Source organism: Streptomyces sp. NPDC042336 (assembly GCF_055581985.1).
The window spans coordinates 385,831-404,962 of sequence record NZ_JBVJEA010000006.1 but is presented as its reverse complement, the minus strand read 5'-3'; the positions used below and the strand labels follow the sequence as shown (position 1 = coordinate 404,962).

The 19,132-nt window shown below is 74.5% G+C and carries 18 protein-coding genes; 10 read left to right on the top strand and 8 right to left on the bottom strand.

Translation table 11 applies throughout. The features are described 5' to 3' along the window. Nucleotides 1-115: 115 nt before the first annotated feature. Nucleotides 116-850, bottom strand: coding sequence for a TetR family transcriptional regulator (locus tag ACZ6IM_RS16700; protein WP_469557198.1), 735 nt, complete (start codon nt 848-850; stop codon nt 116-118). A gap of 130 nt (nt 851-980) precedes the next feature. Between ACZ6IM_RS16700 and ACZ6IM_RS16695 the strand changes: the two genes are divergently transcribed. Beyond that, nucleotides 981-1,814, top strand: a complete 834-nt coding sequence (locus ACZ6IM_RS16695; protein WP_469557196.1) for an ATP-grasp domain-containing protein — start codon at nt 981-983, stop codon at nt 1,812-1,814. Nucleotides 1,815-1,833: 19 nt separating this feature from the next. Further along, nucleotides 1,834-2,322: a flavin reductase family protein gene (locus tag ACZ6IM_RS16690; protein ID WP_052841130.1), complete on the top strand. Its 489-nt coding sequence runs from the start codon at nt 1,834-1,836 to the stop codon at nt 2,320-2,322. A gap of 33 nt (nt 2,323-2,355) precedes the next feature. Here the strand turns inward: ACZ6IM_RS16690 and ACZ6IM_RS16685 are convergent, their stop codons facing one another. Both ACZ6IM_RS16685 and ACZ6IM_RS16680 read right to left on the bottom strand, forming a co-directional pair. Beyond that, nucleotides 2,356-2,724 carry a hypothetical protein gene (locus ACZ6IM_RS16685; protein WP_469557194.1) on the bottom strand — a complete coding sequence of 123 codons (369 nt, stop codon included), beginning with the start codon at nt 2,722-2,724 and terminating at the stop codon, nt 2,356-2,358. A 305-nt stretch (nt 2,725-3,029) separates the two neighbouring features. Continuing rightward, nucleotides 3,030-3,947 carry a MurR/RpiR family transcriptional regulator gene (locus tag ACZ6IM_RS16680; RefSeq protein ID WP_052841131.1) on the bottom strand — a complete coding sequence of 306 codons (918 nt, stop codon included), beginning with the start codon at nt 3,945-3,947 and terminating at the stop codon, nt 3,030-3,032. 163 nt (nt 3,948-4,110) lie between these two features. Between ACZ6IM_RS16680 and ACZ6IM_RS16675 the strand changes: the two genes are divergently transcribed. Beyond that, the gene (locus tag ACZ6IM_RS16675) at nt 4,111-4,284 is read left to right on the top strand and encodes a hypothetical protein (RefSeq protein WP_469557192.1); all 174 of its coding nucleotides are present in this window, start codon (nt 4,111-4,113) and stop codon (nt 4,282-4,284) included. 5 nt (nt 4,285-4,289) lie between these two features. On the opposite strand, the gene ACZ6IM_RS16670 is transcribed toward ACZ6IM_RS16675, so the two are convergent. After that, complete coding sequence (locus ACZ6IM_RS16670) at nt 4,290-4,979, bottom strand: nucleoside/nucleotide kinase family protein (protein ID WP_469557190.1); 690 nt, start codon at nt 4,977-4,979, stop codon at nt 4,290-4,292. Nucleotides 4,980-5,032: 53 nt separating this feature from the next. Between ACZ6IM_RS16670 and ACZ6IM_RS16665 the strand changes: the two genes are divergently transcribed. The 4 genes from ACZ6IM_RS16665 (at nt 5,033) to ACZ6IM_RS16650 (ending at nt 10,355) form a co-directional block, all read left to right on the top strand. Next, nucleotides 5,033-5,773 (top strand): beta-phosphoglucomutase family hydrolase, encoded by a 741-nt coding sequence (locus tag ACZ6IM_RS16665; protein ID WP_469557188.1) that lies wholly within the window; start codon nt 5,033-5,035, stop codon nt 5,771-5,773. Further along, nucleotides 5,770-8,148 carry a glycoside hydrolase family 65 protein gene (locus ACZ6IM_RS16660; protein WP_469557186.1) on the top strand — a complete coding sequence of 793 codons (2,379 nt, stop codon included), beginning with the start codon at nt 5,770-5,772 and terminating at the stop codon, nt 8,146-8,148. The genes ACZ6IM_RS16665 and ACZ6IM_RS16660 overlap by 4 nt, the downstream gene beginning before the upstream one ends. 165 nt (nt 8,149-8,313) lie before the next feature. Further along, entirely contained in the window at nt 8,314-9,807 is a 1,494-nt protein-coding gene (locus ACZ6IM_RS16655) for a hypothetical protein (RefSeq protein WP_052841134.1), read from the top strand. A 71-nt stretch (nt 9,808-9,878) separates the two neighbouring features. Next, a complete protein-coding gene (locus ACZ6IM_RS16650; RefSeq protein ID WP_052841135.1) occupies nt 9,879-10,355 on the top strand; it encodes a DUF5709 domain-containing protein in 477 nt (158 codons plus the stop codon). 54 nt (nt 10,356-10,409) lie between these two features. Here ACZ6IM_RS16650 and ACZ6IM_RS16645 read toward each other — a convergent pair whose 3' ends face one another. The 3 genes from ACZ6IM_RS16645 to ACZ6IM_RS16635 form a co-directional block, all read right to left on the bottom strand. Next, the gene (locus ACZ6IM_RS16645) at nt 10,410-10,631 is read right to left on the bottom strand and encodes a hypothetical protein (protein ID WP_052841136.1); all 222 of its coding nucleotides are present in this window, start codon (nt 10,629-10,631) and stop codon (nt 10,410-10,412) included. Nucleotides 10,632-10,707: 76 nt separating this feature from the next. Further along, complete coding sequence (locus ACZ6IM_RS16640) at nt 10,708-11,838, bottom strand: PP2C family protein-serine/threonine phosphatase (RefSeq protein WP_052841137.1); 1,131 nt, start codon at nt 11,836-11,838, stop codon at nt 10,708-10,710. A 70-nt stretch (nt 11,839-11,908) separates the two neighbouring features. Next, entirely contained in the window at nt 11,909-13,117 is a 1,209-nt protein-coding gene (locus ACZ6IM_RS16635; RefSeq protein ID WP_469557183.1) for a glycoside hydrolase family 64 protein, read from the bottom strand. Between the two features lie 295 nt (nt 13,118-13,412). On the opposite strand from ACZ6IM_RS16635, the gene ACZ6IM_RS16630 reads away from it, so the two are divergent. After that, entirely contained in the window at nt 13,413-13,784 is a 372-nt protein-coding gene (locus ACZ6IM_RS16630; protein WP_052841139.1) for a hypothetical protein, read from the top strand. Nucleotides 13,785-13,838: 54 nt separating this feature from the next. Here the strand turns inward: ACZ6IM_RS16630 and ACZ6IM_RS16625 are convergent, their stop codons facing one another. After that, nucleotides 13,839-14,720, bottom strand: a complete 882-nt coding sequence (locus ACZ6IM_RS16625) for a Gfo/Idh/MocA family protein (protein WP_052841140.1) — start codon at nt 14,718-14,720, stop codon at nt 13,839-13,841. Nucleotides 14,721-15,099: 379 nt separating this feature from the next. On the opposite strand from ACZ6IM_RS16625, the gene bdeA reads away from it, so the two are divergent. Together bdeA and ACZ6IM_RS16615 are read left to right on the top strand one after the other, a co-directional pair. Beyond that, a complete protein-coding gene (gene bdeA, locus ACZ6IM_RS16620; RefSeq protein WP_052841141.1) occupies nt 15,100-16,020 on the top strand; it encodes a bis(hydroxyethyl) terephthalate hydrolase in 921 nt (306 codons plus the stop codon). 238 nt (nt 16,021-16,258) lie between these two features. Further along, nucleotides 16,259-19,081, top strand: a complete 2,823-nt coding sequence (locus tag ACZ6IM_RS16615; RefSeq protein WP_469557180.1) for a helix-turn-helix transcriptional regulator — start codon at nt 16,259-16,261, stop codon at nt 19,079-19,081. Nucleotides 19,082-19,132: the final 51 nt, after the last annotated feature.

The following is a 19,132-nucleotide window of genomic DNA, read 5'->3' as shown; positions in this document are numbered from 1 at the left end:
ACGCACCACAGCTTATGGCACTCAGTGTCACGCGTAAAGGCACTCGGTACCCTTGATTGAGCGAATCGGCGAGCAGGCGAGCGCGTGAGCCGTGGACCCCGTCGTCCGTCGGCCGTCAGTCGTGCGCGAACGCGTCCTCGACCTCCCGCAGCACCTGCCACAGCGGTGTCCCGCGGCGCGCGGCCACGACCACCACGTCTTCGGGCGAGCTGCCGCGCGGCGGCAGGGGCACGTCGCCGAAGGCGGACTGCGCGTACGCCAGGGCGTGGTCCACCGCGGCGCCCGCGTCGTCGCGGCCGTCCGAACGCAGCCAGGACCGCAGGGCGTTGTTGTGCGCCGCGACCACCGCGGCCGCGATCACGTCGGCGCGCAGGATCCCGTCCGGGCGTCCGCCCAGCCGCCCGCGCAGGTACTCGGCGAGGGCGCGCTCGTAGCGCCACACCACCGACAACTCGTAGGCGCGCAGTCCCGGGACCTTCTTGGTGAGGTGGTACCGCTGGACGGAGAACGCCGGGTTCTCGGCGTACATGCGCAGCACCAGGCGGGCCGCGTCGCACACGCGCCGCACCGGGTCGGCGTCCTCGGGGGAGCGGTCCAGGAACGCCTTCATGTCGGCCAGGCACCGTTCGTGGTCGGGGAAGACCACGTCCTCCTTGGACGGGAAGTACCGGAAGAAGGAGCGCCGGCCGACGCCGGCCAGGGCGACGATGTCGTCCACGGTGGTCTGTTCGTACCCCCGCTCGAGGAACAGCCGGAACGCCGCCGCGACCAGCGCCTCCCGCATCGGCGGCCGGACCTGTGCCGGGTCCGTCCCGTCCCCGCGGCGGGGAGCCGCGTTGCTGGTGCTCATGAAGGCGAAAGTAGCAGCCCGGCGAAGTTGGTGGCACTCAGTGCAGTGAATGGAGGGAACTGAGTGCACTGGCCATCTCGCCACACCGGTCGCATACGATCACTTCCAATCATCCCCGGAGGAGTCCCGCATGCCGTTCGCCCGCCCCCGCATCCTGTACGTCACCGACCTGGCCTACCAGGCGCGCGGGCGGCGCTACTGCGACGAGGACATCCACCTGACCTCGCGACTGCGCGAGGAGTTCGACCTGGCCCTGTGTCATCCCCGGGACGCCGTCGCGCTGATGGACGCCTTCGACGCCGTCGTCGTCCGCAACAGCGGGCCCGTGCAGGGGTACCGGGCCGCCCACGAGGCCTTCCGCGAGCGCGCGGCCGAGCGCGGGATGCGCGTCTACAACCAGCTCACCGGCAGGGCGGACATGGTCGGCAAGCAGTACCTGCTCGACCTCACGGCCGCGGGATTCCCGGTCATCCCCACCGTCGACCGTGCCGAGGACCTGCACCGGCTCCCCGTCGCGGACGAGTACGTCGTCAAGCCCAGGCTCGGCGCCGACTCGGCGGGCCTCGGGATCGTCCCGGCGGGCCGGGTGCCCGAGGCGCTGGCCGGAACCGGGGACCTGCTCGTCCAGCCGCGCGTCGACTTCGCCTACGAGGTCTCCTTCTACTTCGTCGACCACGACTACCAGTACGCCCTCTACGCGCCGCACCCCGACCGGCGCTGGCAGCTGGAGCCGTACGACGCCACCGTCGCCGACCTGGACTTCGCGCGGCGGTTCATCGAGTGGAACGGCGTCGACCACGGAATCCAGCGCGTCGACGCCTGCCGCGCCCCCGGCGGTGAGCTGCTGCTGGTCGAGCTGGAGGACCTCAACCCCTATCTGTCCCTGGACGCCCTCGACGAGCCGGCCCGCGACGCCTTCGTCACCGCCCTGCGCACGGCCCTGCGACGCCTGCTCGCCACCTGAGCGGCCTTCCCGCCCTAGCATGGCGGCCATGGACGTGTTCCTCGACCGGCTCGACCCGGACATGTGCGTCGTCACGGCCGCCGCGGACGGTGAACGGGCCGGCTGTCTGGTCGGCTTCTCCTCCCAGTGCTCGCTGAAGCCCGTCAGGTACGTCGTGTGGATCTCCGACGTCAACCGGACCTTCCGCGTCGCACGGTCCGCCGAGGTCCTGGCGGTCCACCTGCTGGCCCGCGACCAGCGCGAGACGGCCGAGCTCTTCGGTGGGCTGACCGGCGACGACGTCGACAAGTTCCGACGGGTCCGCTGGCGGGAGGGGTACGGCGGGGCCGCGGTGCTGGAGGACGTGGAGGCGTGGTTCGTCGGGCGGGTCGTGGAGCGGACCGCCGGGGGCGACCACGTCGGTTTCGTCCTGGAGCCGGTCGAGTGGGGCGGGCGCGAGCCGGCCGCCGGACCGCTGCTGCGGCTCGCCGACGCCCGCACCGTCCCGCCCGGGCATCCCGTGGACTGACGCGCATCACCGCCGGCGCCGGTCCGTTCCCGTTCAGCGTCCGGCGAGCGCCTCGGTGACGGCCCGTACGCTGCGCGCGATGTGCTGCAACTGGAGCACCTCCGCCGCGTACAGCTTGACGGTGTGCTCGATGGCCGCCTCGTGCAGGCCGAGCCGCGGCAGGTCCGCCCGGGCGGTCTGCAGCGCGGTGCGGGCCACCCGGATCTCGTGCTGGACCTGGATCTGCGCATGGCGGGCGAGCAGCACCGGGTGCCGGATCAGCGCCGGATAGCCGGCGTAGCGTGCCGGGACCAGCTCGCGCAGCCACCTGATGGCCGAGCGTTCCCAGTCGTAGCTGCCGGGGGTCTTGACCTGGCAGGGCCAGTCCGGGCTGATGCGCGTGGTCGTCAGGGGCATGATCATCGCTTCCGGGTGTGCGGCGTCGACGGGGTGGGCGACGGGTGGGGGACGGTCCCGGTCCAGGGGACGACCGGGACCGCCGCGGGCGCTCGCGCAGGCGATGCCCGTCCGGAACACCCGGTGCGCCGGAGCGGGTAGGAGTCGGCGGCCGGGATGTTCGCGGCAGGTGCGGACGCGTTCCGGGGCGGCCGGGTCGCGATCCGTGAGCAGTATTTATATATGCCATCCGCTTTGCAAGACGTATGAAAACATTCATGCCTGCTTTGACAGGGACCGCCCCATCCGCTCCTGCCGGTCGCCGGGGCCCCTCAGTCCCGCAGGAAGAACTGGTGCTGCTCCGCGACCTGCTCGTACTCCTCCAGCCGCGCTTGGGTCCGCTCGGGATCGGCGTCGGTCATGGCCTGGAGCAGCGCCGCGCACATCACGCCCGGCGCCGCGTAGGAGTCGAAGACCAGCCGGGACCCCGTGCCGGTGGCGAAGGTGACGTCGGCCTCGTCCACCACGGGGCCGAGCGCCAGGTCGGTGATGAGCGCCACCTTCAGTCCGGCGCCGCGTGCCACCCGCACGGCGCCCAGCGTCTCGTGGGCGTGCCGGGGCATGGAGAAGGCCAGCACCCATGTGCCGCCCGCCTCGCGGGACTGGAGCAGGGCGTCGTAGGCGACGGTGCCGCCCCTGGTGACCAGGCGCACGTCGGGGTGGACCCGGCGGGCCGCGTAGGCGAAGTACTCGGCGAGCGAGACGGAGATGCGCAGCCCGAGGACGGTCAGCGGTGCCGAGGCGGCCAGTTTGCGGCCGACGTCGATCACCCGGTCCGCGTCGGCGAAGTCGCGCCGCAGGTTCTCCAGGTTCTCGATCTCGGCGTCCACGGCCGCCTGGAGTTCGTTGCCCCGGTACTCCTCGGCCGCGGACCCGCCGCGGCCGCCCAGCGCGATCGCCTGGAGTTGCTCCCGCAACGCCGGGTAGCCGCTGAAGCCGACCGCCGAGGCGAAGCGCGTCACCGACGGCTGGCTCACGCCCACCCGGTCGGCCAGGTCGGTGATCGACAGGAACGCCGCCTCGGTGAGGTGCTCGATGAGGTACTGGGCGATGCGCCGCTGTCCCGGGGAGAGGCGGGGCCGGTCGAAGAGCGTCCTGAGCCGGGAGGTGGGGGAGATCTCCGACTGCGGGGCGGCCCGTCCCGAGGTGATCGCCGACGCCTGGGCACGTGCCTGCTGCGGTGATGGCACGGGTGCGGCTCCTTTGTCTCCCATGTCTCCCACGGAGGTCAACATAGCCCACCCCCCGGGCCCGACCGCCCGGGACGAGTCACCCCCGGCGGGGATAGCACCGCGTCGCCCGGGAACCCGGCGTCGCGGAAGGAACCGCAGACACGGACGAGGAGCCGAGGTCATGACCGTCCCGGAAGAGAACCGGCCGAAGACCGACACCACCGACGACGTTCTCGGTCGGCGCGAGCGCGAGCGCGAGGAGGAGGGGCCCCGCCCGCCGGGCGGTACCGGCCGGACCCTGCGCGAGGCGCTCGAAGAGGCGCACGTCCGCCCCGACGACTTCGACGAGGAGTGACCGCGTCAGCCAGGAGTTGAGCGCGCGGAGCCCCGGGCGCCCGGCGGTCGGCCGGGCATCGCCTCTGCCGGCACCACCAGGTCGGCCCGGTCCCGGGTGGCGGCGACCAGGTCGGCGTTGCGCTGGTCGGGGCCCAGGGCCCACGCCGTCGCGTCCGCGGGCGATTTGCCGAAGTGCTCGTGCCGCGCCACGAGCCGTCTGACGCGCTCCGACTCCTCCAGCCCGCAGAACCACACCTCGTCGAGCCGGGACCGTACCCGCGCCCAGGCCCCGCTCTCCAGCAGCAGGTAGTTGCCCTCCGTCACCACCAGCCGGGCCGAAGGCGGCACCGGCACGGCCCCGGCGAGCGGCTGCTCCAGCACCCGCTCGAAACCGGGCGCGTAGACGACGTCGCCGTCCTCCTCCGCGCGCAGCCGGTCCAGCAGCGCGGCGTACCCGGCCGCGTCGAAGGTGTCCGGCGCACCCTTGCGGTCCCGGCGGCCCAGCCGGACCAGCTCCGCGTCGGCGAGGTGGAAGCCGTCCATCGGCACGTGCGCGACCCACGGCTCGCCCGTACCGTTCAGCTCCCGCACCAGCTGTCCGGCCAGCGTCGACTTCCCCGCGCCGGGACTGCCCGCGATGCCCAGGATCGCGCGCCGCCCGCGCCGGGGGAGCCGGCGGGCACGGGTGAGCAGGCCCTCGAAAGTCAGCGGCACACCGCACAGTGTGTCACCTGATCGGACCCGCCCCGGCGGGGAACTGTGGGGGTATGACGACGCAGCTCGGACTTCCCGACGACATCCAGGCCTGCCTCTTCGACCTCGACGGGGTCGTCACCAGGACGGCGGTGGTGCACGCCGCCGCCTGGAAGGAGACCTTCGACGCCTTCCTGCGCGAGCGGGACGGCGCGGACTTCCGCCCGTTCACCGACTCCGACTACGACCAGTACGTCGACGGCCGCCCCCGCGCCGACGGCGTCCGGTCCTTCCTCGCCTCCCGCGGTGTCGAGCTGCCCGAGGGCACCCCCGACGACCCACCGGACGCGCGGACCGTCAACGGCGTCGGCACCCGCAAGAACGAACTCCTCCTGGAGAAGATCCGCACCGACGGCGTGGAGCCCTACGAGGGCACGCTGCGATACATCGACACCGTCCGCGCCGCCGGCCTCGCCACCGCGATCGTCTCCTCCAGCGCCAACACCCGCGACGTGCTGCACTCCATCGACGCCGAGCGGCTGTTCGACGTCAGGATCGACGGCGTCGTGGCCCGGGAGCGGAACCTGCCGGGCAAACCACACCCCGACACCTTCCTGGCCGCCGCCCGCGACCTCGGCGTCGAACCGTCCCGCGCCGCCGTCTTCGAGGACGCCCTGGCCGGCATGGACGCGGGCCGCTCCGGCCACTTCGGCTACGTCGTCGGCGTCGACCGCGTCGGCCAGACCGACGCCCTCTACGCCCACGGCGCCGACCGCGTCGTCAAGGACCTCGCCGAGCTGGGAGACCACGCGTGATCACCAACCGGACGTACACCGTGGAGCCCTGGCGGGTGCGCGAGACGGCGCTCAACCTCGACCTGCTCGCCCAGAGCGAGTCCGTCTTCGCCCTGTCCAACGGGCACGTCGGCTGGCGCGGCAACCTCGACGAGGGCGAACCGCACGGCCTGCCCGGCAGCTACCTCAACGGCGTCTACGAACTCCACCCGCTGCCGTACGCCGAAGCGGGCTACGGCTACCCCGAGTCGGGCCAGACCGTCATCAACGTCACCAACGGCAAGCTGCTGCGGCTGCTGGTCGACGACGAGCCCTTCGACCTGCGCTACGGACGGCTCGGCAAGCACGAACGCGCCCTGGACCTCAGGCGCGGCGTGCTGGAGCGCACCTGCGAGTGGACCTCCCCGGCCGGCACGACCGTCCGGGTGCGCTCCACCCGCCTGGTCTCCCTCACCCAGCGCGCCATCGCCGCCGTGGAGTACGAGGTCGAGCCCGTCGACAGCCGCACCCGCGTCGTCATCCAGTCCGAACTGGTCGCCAACGAGAGCCTGCCCAGCGCCGACGGCGATCCCAGGGCGGCCCAGGCGCTTCAGTCCCCGCTGGAGCCGGAGGAGGACCTGGCCATCGGCTCCCGGCTGCGGCTGGTCCACCGCACCCGGCGCAGCGGACTCAGGGTCGCCGTGGCCGCCGACCACGTCGTCGACGCGCCCGGCGAGATCACCACCAGCAGCGAGAGCAACACGGACGTGTCCCGCCTGACCATCACCTCCGTCCTGAACCCGGGCCAGCGGCTGCGGGTGCAGAAGACGGTCGCCCACGGCTGGTCGGGCGCCCGCTCCCGGCCCGCCATGAGCGACCAGGTCGAGGCAGCGCTGGCCGCCGCCGCGCACGGCGGCTGGGACGGCCTGGTGGCCGAACAGCGGGAGTACCTCGACGACTTCTGGGCCCGCGCGGACGTCGAGGTGCACGGCGACGAGGAGATCCAGCAGGCCGTCCGCTTCGCCCTGTTCCACGTGCTGCAGGCCGGCGCCCGCGCCGAGCAGCGCGCGATTCCGGCCAAGGGACTGACCGGCTCCGGATACGACGGCCACGCGTTCTGGGACACCGAGATGTTCGTGCTGCCCGTCCTCACCTACACCGCGCCCAAGGCGGTCGCCGAGGCGCTGCGCTGGCGCCAGGCCACCCTGCCCGCCGCCCGCGACCGCGCCACCCAGCTCGGGCTGCGCGGCGCCGCCTTCCCCTGGCGGACCATCGACGGCTCCGAGGGCTCCGCGTACTGGCCGGCCGGCACCGCCGCCTTCCACGTGGCCGCCGACATCGCGCACGCCGCGGTGCGCTACACGGCGGCGACCGGCGACACCGGCTTCGAACGCGAGACCGCCCTGGAGCTCCTGGTGGAGACGGCCCGGCTGTGGCGCTCGCTGGGACACCACGACCACCACGGCGTCTTCCACATCGACGGCGTCACCGGCCCGGACGAGTACAGCGCCGTCGTCGACGACAACATGTACACCAACCTCATGGCGCGCTCCAACCTGCTCGCCGCCGCCGACGTGTGCGAACGCCACCCGGAGGAGGCGACCCGGCTCGGCGTCGACGAGGAGGAGAGCGCCGCATGGCGGGACGCCGCCGAGGCCGTGCACATCCCCTACAACGAGGAGATCGGCGTCCACGAACAGCACGCCGGCTTCACCCGCCACCAGCGCTGGGACTTCGCGAACACCGGCGCCGACCAGTACCCGCTGATGCTGCACTTCCCGTACTTCGACATCTACCGCAAGCAGGTCGTCAAGCAGTCCGACCTCGTGCTCGCCATGTACACCTGCGGCAGCTGGTTCGACGCCCACTGCGACGAGGACCAGCTGGCCGCGAACTTCGCCTACTACGAGCCGCTGACCGTGCGGGACTCCTCCCTGTCCGCGTGCTGCCAGGCCGTCGTCGCCGCCCGGACGGGCCACCTGCGGCTGGCCTACGACTACGCCACCGAGGCCGCCCTGATGGACCTGGCCGACCTGGAGCACAACACCCGCGACGGACTCCACATCGCCTCGCTGGCCGGCACGTGGATGGCACTGGTCGCCGGGTTCGGCGGCACCCGGCGGGAGGGCGACAGCCTGCACTTCACGCCCCGGCTGCCCGAGAAGTTCAGCCGCCTCGCCTTCCGGCTCCAGTTCCGCGGCCGGTGCCTGCAAGTGGAGATCGGGCCCGACCGGGCGTCGTACTCGCTGCTGGGCGGGCCGCCCCTGACGATCCATCACCACGGGGACGAGGTGCGGGTGACCGGGGACGAGCCCGTCACGCTCGGCATTTCCGCGCCGAAGTGGCGGCCCACCCCCGAACAGCCCCCGCACCGCCGCCCGGGCGTCATCGAACGGCCGGTCCCGAGTGACGGATGACACCGCGCGACTGGCCGAGTTCCGCCCTGCACACCGCTGGTCGGCGGGTTAGTTTGACCATGATTTCCGGGAATCCGCGCTCCCGCGGCTTCCGGGCTCCAGCCACAGGCGGCAGGAGGTGGACTGACGAGCGGCCCCGTGACGAGCGGGGGTGAGGGGTGCACGGTGGCCGACGGCGCGAACGCGACTCTCGTAGGCAGACGCGGACGCGGCGGTGCGGCGGGAGGCCCGTCCGGCGCCCCCCGGCGGCTGCGCGGCGACGCGCCGGTCGCGGCGGTGGCCGCCGTCTTCGTCCTTGCCCAACTGGCCTTCGTGCACCCCTCGATGGGCCTCGGCTGGGACGAGATCGTGTACGTCAGCCAGGTCACCACCCACCATCCCGCCGCCTTCTTCAGCGCGCCGCGCTCCCGGGGCGTCTCCCTGCTGGCGGCACCCGTGGCCTCCTGGTCGGCCTCCACCGAACTCCTGCGCGTGTACCTCGCCGTCCTCTCGGGACTGGGCCTGTACCTCGCCCTGCGCGCCTGGAAGGGCCTGTTCCCGGCCCGGGTGCTGGCCACGGCCGGCGCGTTCCTCGCCACCCTGTGGGTGACCCTCTTCTACGGCCCTCAGGCCATGCCCAACTACTGGGTCGGGATCGGCGCCCTCGTGGCGGTCGGCTGCGCCCTGCGCGTCCTGGGGGCCGGCCCGGGGTGCTCCAGCAGGGGCGCGCTGTGGGGCGTGGCGGCCGGCGCCCTGCTGATGGCGCTGATGCGGCCCACCGACGCGGTCTGGGTGGCCGGACCCCTGCTCGCCTTCGTCCTCGTACGCCGCCAGTGGCCGCTGCTGCTCGCGCTGGCGGGAGGCCTGGCGGCCGGGGGAGTGGAATGGGCGATCGAGGCGTACGCCTGGTACGGGGGCCTCGGGGAGCGGCTGTCCCGGGCCTCCGAGATCCAGGGCGGCCTCGGCTGGAACATCGCCGTCGACGACCAGATGCGCAGCCTGGGCGGACGGGGCCTGTGCCGCCCGTGCACCGGAGCGATGCCGCACCCGGTCGTCACCCTGTGGTGGCTGCTCCTCCCGGTCGTCGTGGCCCTCGCCGCGGTCGTCGCGGTCCGCGCCCGCCGCGCCACCGCGACACTGCTCCCCCTCGCCTGCGCCGTCACGGCCGCGGCTCCGTACCTGTTCATGATCGGCTACGCGGCGCCCCGCTTCCTGCAGCCCGCCTACGCCCTGCTCGCCGTCCCGGTCGCCGACGCGCTGTGGCACCTGGTCAGGACCGGGCGGGAGCGGTGGCGGCCGGTGGCCGCGGCGCTGGTCGCGCTCGCCGTGGCCGGACACCTCGCGGTGCAGTTCTCGGTGCTCGTGGGCACCGTGGACCGCAACGTCGACAGCCGCGAGGACTGGGCCCGCGTCGCCGACGAACTGCACCGGCTCGGGGTCCGCCCGCCCTGCCTGATCACCGGACACGAGTCCATCCCGGTCGGCTACTACACGGGCTGCTCCTCCGGCTCGGTGAGCGGCAACAACGAGAACACCACCGCCGCCGAGATCACGGACACCGCACGGCGCATCCCGGTCGCCGCCATCACCGGACCCGGCGCCGCCCCGCCCGGCTACGCCCGCGACTGGACCCCGCACCGCATCACCGACCTGGAGATCCGCATCGCACCCCCGGGTTAGAGATCGCGTATCGGGAAACGCGAACCGGACAGCGAGACCACGAGCCGACGCAGCGCGAGAGGGAGGCAGCGATGGGCACGGACCCGATGGCCGACGACGCCTACCAGCCCACCGGAACCAACGAGGAGCAGGAGGACGCCGCGCCCCTCGACCTCCAGGACGCCGTCGACGAGCGGACCTACGACGACACCCTCGACGAGGGCTACTCCCCGCCGGAGAAGCCTCTGGGCGTGACCAAGCACGGCACCACGGCCGCCGAGCAGCACGAGGGCGAGAGCCTCGACGAACGGCTGGCCGAGGAGGTGCCGGACGTGACGGCACCCGACGGGGACGGTGTCGGCGACGAACCCGGCGGCGAGGGCGAACCGGTCGACCCCGAGGCGGGCACCGGCCGGGCCGGCCGTCTGGTCGCCCCCGACGAGGGCGTACGCACCGACACCACCAAGGAGACCGTCGCGGAGGACGTCGGCATCGACGGCGGAGCCGCCGGGGCCGAGGAGGCCGCGGTGCACGTGGTGGAGGACGAGACGGAGCTGCCGGAGTCCTAGGACCACGTCGGGAGCCCCGGCCGGACGACTGTGTCCGGCCGGGGCTCCCGACGGTCAGGGCAGCAGCTTGTCGAGGGCCGAGGGGCCCTCCTCGGCCAGCTTGCGCCTGGCCCACTCCAGGTTCTGCGGGGTGACGTCCCGGCCGGCCGCCAGGACCAGGTCCTCCGGGGACACGTCCGTCCCGGTGCGGGCGTGGAGCAGGTCGTCCGGAGTGGCGCGGTCCTCGCCCGCGCGGGCTTCGGAGGGTCGGGAGGCGTCGGGCTGTGACGTCGACATGATCAGTGCTCCTCGGATCCGGGTCGCTGCTTCGGTGCCGTGCTGTTGTCGGTCCCGAATATCCCGATAACACCATTCAATGCGGAACCGGCCCGCGCATCCGGAGCGCCGGCGGCGAAGGAGTGAGCACCAGCATCGTCACGTCGTCCTGCACGTCCGGGCAGAAGCGCCCGAGGTCCGCCCAGACCAGGCCGGGGAGCGCGGCGGAATCCTCGCCCGCGAGGGAGCGCAGCCGCTCGGCCAGCGGATAGAACGCGCCGCTGCCGTCCCTCGCCTCCACCACACCGTCCGAGGCGAGGAACAGCCGGTCACCGGGGCGCAGCGGCACCGTGCACGTCTCGATCGACCCGGCGTCCGCGAGCCCCAGCCCGAGCGGCGTCCACGGCGCGACCTCCAGCTCCTCGGCGTCCGCACCCCGCAGCAGCAGGGGCGGCGGGTTGCCGCAGACGACGACACGCACCTCCAGGGCGTCGGCGGAGAACTCCAGCAGCGCGGCCGTCGCGAACAGCTCGGCGTGCCGCGCGTCCGCCGAGTCCACCAGCAGCCTGCGGTCCAGCCGCCCCGCCACCGACGCCAGGTCCGGCTGGTCGAGCACCGCCTCCCGGAACGCCCCCAGCAGCGAGGCGACCGTCGACACCGCCGACAGGCCGTGCCCCTGCACGTCGCCCATCACCACCCGTACGCCGAAGGGGCCGTCCCGCACGTCGAAGAAGTCGCCCCCGACCAGGGTCCCGCGCTGCGCCGCCCGGTACAGCCCCGTACAGCGCACCGCCCCCACCCGCTCGGGCAGCGGCGGCGCCACGGCACGCTGTGCGGCCTCGGCGACCGTGCGCTCCAGCCCCAGCTGGGCGTCGCGGCGACTGCGCACGAAGGACACGAAGACGCTGAGCACGGAGACGAAGACGATGGTCAGCAGGTCGGCGTCGCCCGGCCGGTCGAGCTGGAGGGCCGGGATGTGCAGCAGCGCGACCACCACACCGCCCAGCAGGGCGGTCGCCAGCGGGCCGTAGGACAGCACGGCCAGCGGCGGGATGGCACCCAGCAGGAACCCGATCTCCAGGGGCTCGTCGCTCAGCAGGGTCGCCGCGCAGATCGCCACGACGAGGGCCGGCGGCAGCACCCGCACCCACCGGGGCGGCGGGGCCCCGCTCAGCCAGCTCCGCCGGTCCTCGCCCCGGCGCGGCCGCGGGACGGACACCTTTCGCACACCCCTACGCTCCTACGCCGCCGCGCCGCCCGCACGCGGAGGGCAGCGGGCGGGCGGCTCCGGAGGGGTACTAGAAGGCGCCGAGTGTCAGCCGGAAGCCGGTGGGTGCCGTGTCCTGGATGTAGGAGGCGAAGTCGGCCACGTCGTCGAAGGCGAAGCCGTACGCCCTGCCGTCCTCGGTGGCCGCGTGCACGGCCTTCGCGTAGTGGTTGGTCAGCGCGGTCCGGTAGAACGTCGCCGGGTCGGTCGTGGGCTGGCCGGCCGAGGAGACCAGCGTGGAGCGGTTGAAACCGGCGCCGAGGACCGCGGCGACGGGACCGGTCGTGCCGTCGTTGGGGGCGGCGAGGTTGCCGTCGCAGAAGAGCACGTCCCGGGTGGACGGCTTGGCGAAGGACACCTGGGCGGGCCCGTCGAAGGTCAGCCGGTCCCCGCGCACCCGGCCGGTGAAGGTCCCGGCGTTGGTGGTGATCCTGAGGTCCTTGCCGGTGTAGGTGCTCCAGACCTCGTCGATGTAAGGGGCGAGGTAGTCCTTGGGGAACAGGCCGGCGTCCAGCCCGTGGCCGGGGGCGATCACCCGGGTGTCGTCCACCACCAGCGGCGCGAACTCCGCCACCTTCCGCACCGCCTCGAAGACGGCCGCGCGGCCTCCCGGACGTATCGTGCCGGTGGTCTGGTCGTCGGCGCCGGTCAGCCGGATGGCGAGCGGCACGCTGAACATGTCGACCATGGTGGTGTTGCAGAACATCCCGGCGGAGTTGTAGGTGAACTCCGCGCAGTCGTGCAGCACCCCGTAGTTCGGGTCGGACCCGACCCAGCCCGCCGGGTACTGCAGCGCGGCGTTTCCCGCGCCGTCCGCGACGACCTTGAACTTCAGCTTCTCGCCCAGGGACACGTAGATCCGGCCGGAGAGGTGCGGCAGGCTCAGCTCGGTCTCGCCGCTGCCGGAGAGGCCGATCGCGTAGTCGGTGTAGCCGTCGGCGCCGTTGTCGGAGAGGGACACGGGGGCGACGGTGCCGTCAGGGGTGACACGCACCTGGCGGCCGTCCACGTTGCCCACGATGTAGACGTGTACGTCGGCGTTGCCGAAGGAGCCCGTCTCGTTGACGATCGTCAGCGGCAGGGCACCGTCGGCCCCGGCCTTCGGGGCCGGGTCGTCCGAGCCGACGCCCGCGAGGGCGTGCGGCGCGACGGCGGCGGCGACCGGCGCGGCCACGACGGCTCCGCCGAGGGCGACGAGCAGCTTGCGGCGGGCGAGCGGACGCTGGTGACGAGGAGTCATGTGGGGGGTCTCCAGTGATCGGGGCCTGACAGGGCGTGAGAGCGCTCTCACGCGGTGCGGCGATGGTACGCAGCACCGTGGGCCCGGCCAACCATCCGCTTCCTGCTCCAAACCCGTTGAGCCTGCTGGGACTTGGGGTGTGCGACCTCGCGCAGGGGACGCTTAACCGGTGTTTAAGGCGCGCTTAACCCACGGCGAGGGAAGGGGGAGCGGGGCGGGTGGCGGCCGGTCGACGGTGCCGGGTGGCATGCTGGCCGCACGGTGACCGGTGGGGTACCGGTGCGGAGGAGGCGGCATGGGGTTCGAGGGCGAGGTCTGGCACGTGCGCCGGGCGCCGGACGCGGGCCGGGCGGCCGACGCGGAGTCCGGCGACATCGGGGAGATCGTGATCGAGGAGGCCGACTTCCCCTGGCTGTCCGGCCGGTTCCGGGCGGGTCCGGCCTACGGTGCCGTCCGCGAGCTGTTCGCCCGCGAACTCGCCCTGGCGGAAGCGGACGACACCGAGCACTGGACGCGGTGGGAGGCGGTCTACGCCGAGATCGAACGGCGGGTGCGGCTGGTGTCGCCCGACGGCCCGGTCGCCGAGTTCCTGCTGCACATCGAGGGCGACCGGGCCTGGTTCCGGTGGAGCGACGAGCCGTTCGGGCCGGAGCGGGCGGGGGACTGACCGCGCCCACCCCGCCCGGCGGGTCAGCGAGTGGCGACCCGGCGCGTCGGCAGGTCAGCGCGTCAGCATGCTCTCGGCCTCGGCGAGGATCTCGGTGACGCGCAGCCCGAACGCGGCGTCGCATGGATGCGGGCGCCCACCACCGGCGGCGGCCAGCAGCGCGTCCGCGGCCCGCCGCAGCGCGGGCACCGGACCTTCCGTGGCCTCCGGGAGCAGCGTCACCCCGGTCCGGCCGCGCAGCTCCACCGTGGCGCCCGCCGCGGCGGGCGGCGCCGTCAGGCTGAGCGTGAGCGTGCTGGAGGTCCCGCCCGCATGGTCGAGGACCAGGTGCACGGTGTCCCCGGGGCCCGGGGCCGCCGCCGCCACGCGCCGGGCGTCACCGAGGACCGGCAGCAGTACGGACAGGGCGTGCGGCCCCACGTCCCACAGGGCGCCCTTCTCCCGCCGCCACGGCGAGGCGGCGAACGGGCTGTCGCCACCCCCGAACAGGGCGCCCAGCCACTGCGCCCGCGCCGTGAACCAGTCGTCCCCGGCGGCCTGTTCGGTGATCCACGCCTCCGTCTCGGGCTGGAACCGGGCGGTGAAGAAGACCACCGAGGCGACGCCGGCCGCCCGCACCGCCTCCACCACGGCCCGCCCCTGCGCCACCGTCGTCGCGAGCGGCTTGTCGAGCAGCAGATGGCGCCCGGTCCGCGCGGCGCGCACCGCCAGGTCGGCCTGCACGGCCGGGGGCAGCGCGACGGCGACGGCCTCCACGTCGGCCAGCAGGGCGTCGACGTCGTCGTAGGCCCGTGTGCCGTGCCGCTCCGCCAGCTCCTCGGCGGCGTCTTGGCGGCGGCCCCACACCCCCACGAAGTCCAGGTCGTCGTGGTCGGCCAGGGCGGGGGCGTGCGCCATGTCCGCCCAGGGGCCGGTGCCGAGCAGTCCGATGCGCATCCCGTCGCCTCTCCGCGGTGCCGGCCCGATCACGGACCCGCCGACGATCCTCCATGACGACCGGGCTGCGACCGCCCGGCCGACGTCGAGCGTGTCACATCCACGCAGCGTATGGACAGGGCGGAGGGCGCCGAGGAACCGGCGGCTCCGTGCCACTGAGGCCGACGCCGGAGCCCGCGCCGCGGACCGGCCCGCTCCCGGCGTCGTAGGAGACCGGTGATTCTGCCGATCCCCCCGGCCGTCCCGTCGCTCGACAGTGGCACGGCCAACCCATCGGCGAGGCCCGCCCGGCGGATGTCCCGGGACGCGACCCCACGCGTTCCGGGCCGTGTGCGATCACCGGGCGGCCCGCTCGCCACGACCGAGAGGACCATCCCTCGTGCAGCAGCACCCCCACACCCACGCCGCACGCCCCGCGTTCCAGGGCACCCGGCGGCGCCTCGCCGGCCTGACGGCCGCCGTGGCCGCGGTCTTCGCGCTCGGCACCCTCACCGGCCCCGGCGCGCAGGCCGCCGACAACCCGTACGAGCGCGGCCCGGCGCCCACCGTGTCCAGCATCGAGGCCCTGCGCGGCCCCTACTCCGTGGCCGACACCAGCGTCTCCTCCCTCGCGGTCACCGGCTTCGGCGGCGGCACCATCTACTACCCGACCAGCACGAGCGACGGCACGTTCGGCGCCGTCGTGATCGCGCCCGGGTTCACCGCGTACCAGTCCTCCATCGCCTGGCTCGGCCCGCGACTGGCCTCCCAGGGCTTCGTCGTGTTCACCATCGACACCAACACCACGCTGGACCAGCCCGACTCACGCGGCCGGCAGCTGCTGGCCGCCCTGGACTACCTCACCGAGCGCAGCTCCGTCCGTGGCCGGATCGACAGCAGCCGACTCGGCGTCATGGGCCACTCCATGGGCGGCGGCGGCACTCTGGAGGCCGCCAAGTCGCGGCCGTCGCTCCAGGCCGCGATCCCCCTCACCCCCTGGAACCTGGACAAGAGCTGGCCCGAGGTCAGCACCCCGACGCTGATCGTCGGCGCCGACGGCGACACGGTCGCCCCCGTTGCCTCGCACGCCGAGCCGTTCTACTCCGGCCTGCCCTCCGCGACCGACCGGGCCTACCTGGAGCTGAACAACGCGACCCACTTCTCGCCCAACACGTCCAACACGACGATCGCGAAATACAGCGTCTCCTGGCTCAAGCGGTTCATCGACAACGACACCCGCTACGAGCAGTTCCTGTGCCCGCTGCCCCGGCCGAGCCTGACGATCGAGGAGTACCGGGGCAACTGCCCGCACGGCTCCTGACCCGGCGCACGGCACCTCTCGCCCCGCAGGGGCACCACCGGCGGCGGTCGCGGGCACACCGCGGCCGTCGCCGGTCCGCTGTGCCGGCGCACGACCGGGGCCGGGGCCGGTTGGGCGCCGGCACAGCGACCGCGCCGCCCGCAGGGCACAGAGCCGCAGGTGACGGCACCGAAGCGGCGGCGGGCGCGGGCGGACCGGTGCCTTCCGCCTCGGGTTACGCGCGCGTAACCTCGCGGGAATGACCGGAGAGACGACCGTACCCACGGCCGGGCGGATCCACGGCCGGAGCGCGCAACGCAAGGCGCTGCGCGCACTGTTGGACGCGCTGCCCTCCCACGGCGGCCAACTCCTCCTGGCCGGCGAACCCGGGCTCGGCCGCACCGCGCTGCTCCAGTGGGCCGCCCGCTCCTTCCGAGCCGGTCCGGTACTCCACCTCGGTCCGGGCCCGGACCTGGGCGCGCACGTCACCGCCGGACGATTGCTCGACACCCTGCGGACGGCGGCGGCCGCGGCGCCCGTGCTGGTGTGTGTCGACGACGCCCACCTCTGGGACGCGCCGGCCCGGACGGCACTGGGACGCGCGGCGCGGCACCTGCACCCCGCCGACCGGGTCGGCCTGCTGCTCTCCGTCGCCTCGGACCGCGCCGTCGACCCGGAGTTCGCCTGGCTGCCCGTCGTCCACCTGGACCCGCTGGCCCCGTCGAGGGCGGCCGCCCTGCTCGACGACGTGACCGACGGTGCCGCCGCCCCGGCCGTCCGCGAGCAACTCCTGGCCGAGGCGGAGGGGAACCCGGCCCTCCTCGTCGCCCTCGTGCGCCGGCTGTCACCCGGTGAGCTGCGCGGACACCGGCCGCTGCCCCACCCGCTGGCCGACGCGGCCGCCCTCGCCGAGGTCGCGGGCGGTGCCCCGAGCGGCCGGTCCGCGCACGCACGGGACCTGCTGCTGACGGTGGCGGCGGCCGGACGGGCCGCGGACGGCGCGGACGTCGACGCCGGTCTGGTCCAGGAAGCGCTGTGGCGCCTGCGGCCGGCCCCGGGACCCGGTCCCCGCGCGGAACCGCTGCCCGGGCAACTCGTCCTGGCCGGTGACCGGCTCCGCTTCCGCAGCCCGCTGGTCCGCCGTACCGTGCACGCCACCGCCAGTCCGGAGCGGCGCCGCGCCGTGCACCGCGCGCTGGCCGACGTGCTGGAGGGCGACGGCCACCGCCTCACGGGTCTGCTGCACCGCTCGTGGTCCCTGGGCGGCCGGGAGCCCGCGCCCGCGCCGGCGGACCGACTCGCCGCGCTGGCGGACCGGCTCGCGGCGGTGGCGGCCGACGACGCGGTGCCCGCCTCGCACCGGCTGCGCGCGAGCGCGTACGCCCGTGCCGCCGAGCTGACGGCCGACGGTACGAGACGGGCCGAGCGGTACACCGCCGCGGCCGAACAGGCCCTGCTCGCCGGGAGCCCCGAACGGGCCCGCCCCCTGCTCGCCGCGGCCCGGGACCGCGCGGCCCCCGCCGCCGTACGGGGACGCGCCGAGCTGGTACGCGGCGTGACGGAACTGAGGGACGGTCCGGTCGGCGACGCCCACCAGTCCCTGCTGCTGGCCGCCTCGCTGCTCGCCGCGGACGCGCCCGCCGACGCCGCGACCGCCGCCCTCGCCGCCGCCGACGCGGCCTGGGCGGCGGGCGACCTGCCCGCGTGCCTGACCACGCTCGCCCCCGAACCGCCGCCGCACCGGGCCGAGGACCGGGCACCCGGGACCGACGGACCCGCCGCCGCCCGCGGCCCCGCGGCGAGCACGGCCGCCGTCGTACGTGACCACCGCGCCGGCCTGCGGGCGCTGCTCGAAGGACGGCTCGACCGGGCCGGGACCCCACTCGGACAGGTGGTCGAGCGGGGCAGGACCGAGGAACGGCCGGAGACGCTGCTTCGGTCGGCGGCGGCCGCGCTGCTGCTCGGGGACGTGGACGCCGCCCGCAGCGGCGGGGCCCGGGCCCTGGCCGCCGCGCGGCAGCTCGGGTCGGACGCGCTGGTGCCGCAGGCACTGGAGTACCTCGCCTACGCCGAACTGCGCGCCGGACGGCACCCGCAGGCGCGCACCCACGCGGAGGAGGGGCTGCGCACCGCACTGCGGGCCGGACAGCGCAACACGGCGGCCCACCACCGGGCGGTGCTGGCGCTCGCCGCGTCGATCGAGGAGGAACCGGACGTCGTCGCCCGGCACGTCACCGCCGCGCTGGAGACGGCCCGCCGGCACGGACTGGCCCAGGCGGCCACCCTCGCCCAGTGGGCGGCGGCCCGCGCCGACCTCGGCCGGGGCCGCCCCTTCGACGCCGCCGACCGGCTCGGGCTCCTGGTCCTCCCCGGGCCCGGGCGGGGCCACTTCGCGGTGTGGCGGCTGGTCGTGCCCTGCTTCGTGGAGGCCGCGGTGCTCGCCGGACGCCACGAAGACGCCCGCGCGGTCCTCCCGGACTTCGCCGACTGGGCGGCGTTCGGCGCCGACCCGCAGGCCGCCGCCCAACTGGCCCGCTGCCACGCCCTGCTCGCCCCCGCCGAGCACGCCGACGGCCTCTACCGCCGCGCCCTCGACCGGCACGACGAGGCGGGCGGCGACTTCGAACGGGCCCGCACCGCGCTGCTGTACGGCAAGTGGCTGCGCCGGCGCCGCAGACCCCGCGAGGCCCGCGGCCGGCTCGGCACCGCGCTGGCCGGGTTCGAGCGCTGCGGCGCCGGCGTCTGGGCCGCACAGGCACGCGACGAACTCCGCGCCCTCGGCGCGGCCCCGCAGTCCACCGGCGCCGGAACGCCGAACCGGCTCGGCCGCCTGACCCCGCAGCAACTGCGCATCGCGCGGCACGTCGCCGAGGGCGCCACCAACCGCGAGGTCGCCCTGGCCCTCGGCGTGAGCACCCGCACCGTCGACTACCACCTCCGCAAGGTCTTCGCCGCCCTCGGCGTACGGTCCCGCCTGGAGCTGGCCCGCATGGTGGGGGAGGCCGAACAGGCCCACCAGGACCAGGGGGCCCGAGGGGCCCGCCGGGCCGGGGCCCAGGAAAAGACCGGTGCACAACACTAGGGACCGACCGGACGGTATGCCATCCTTCGGGGCAGGACGAGTCAGGGGGCA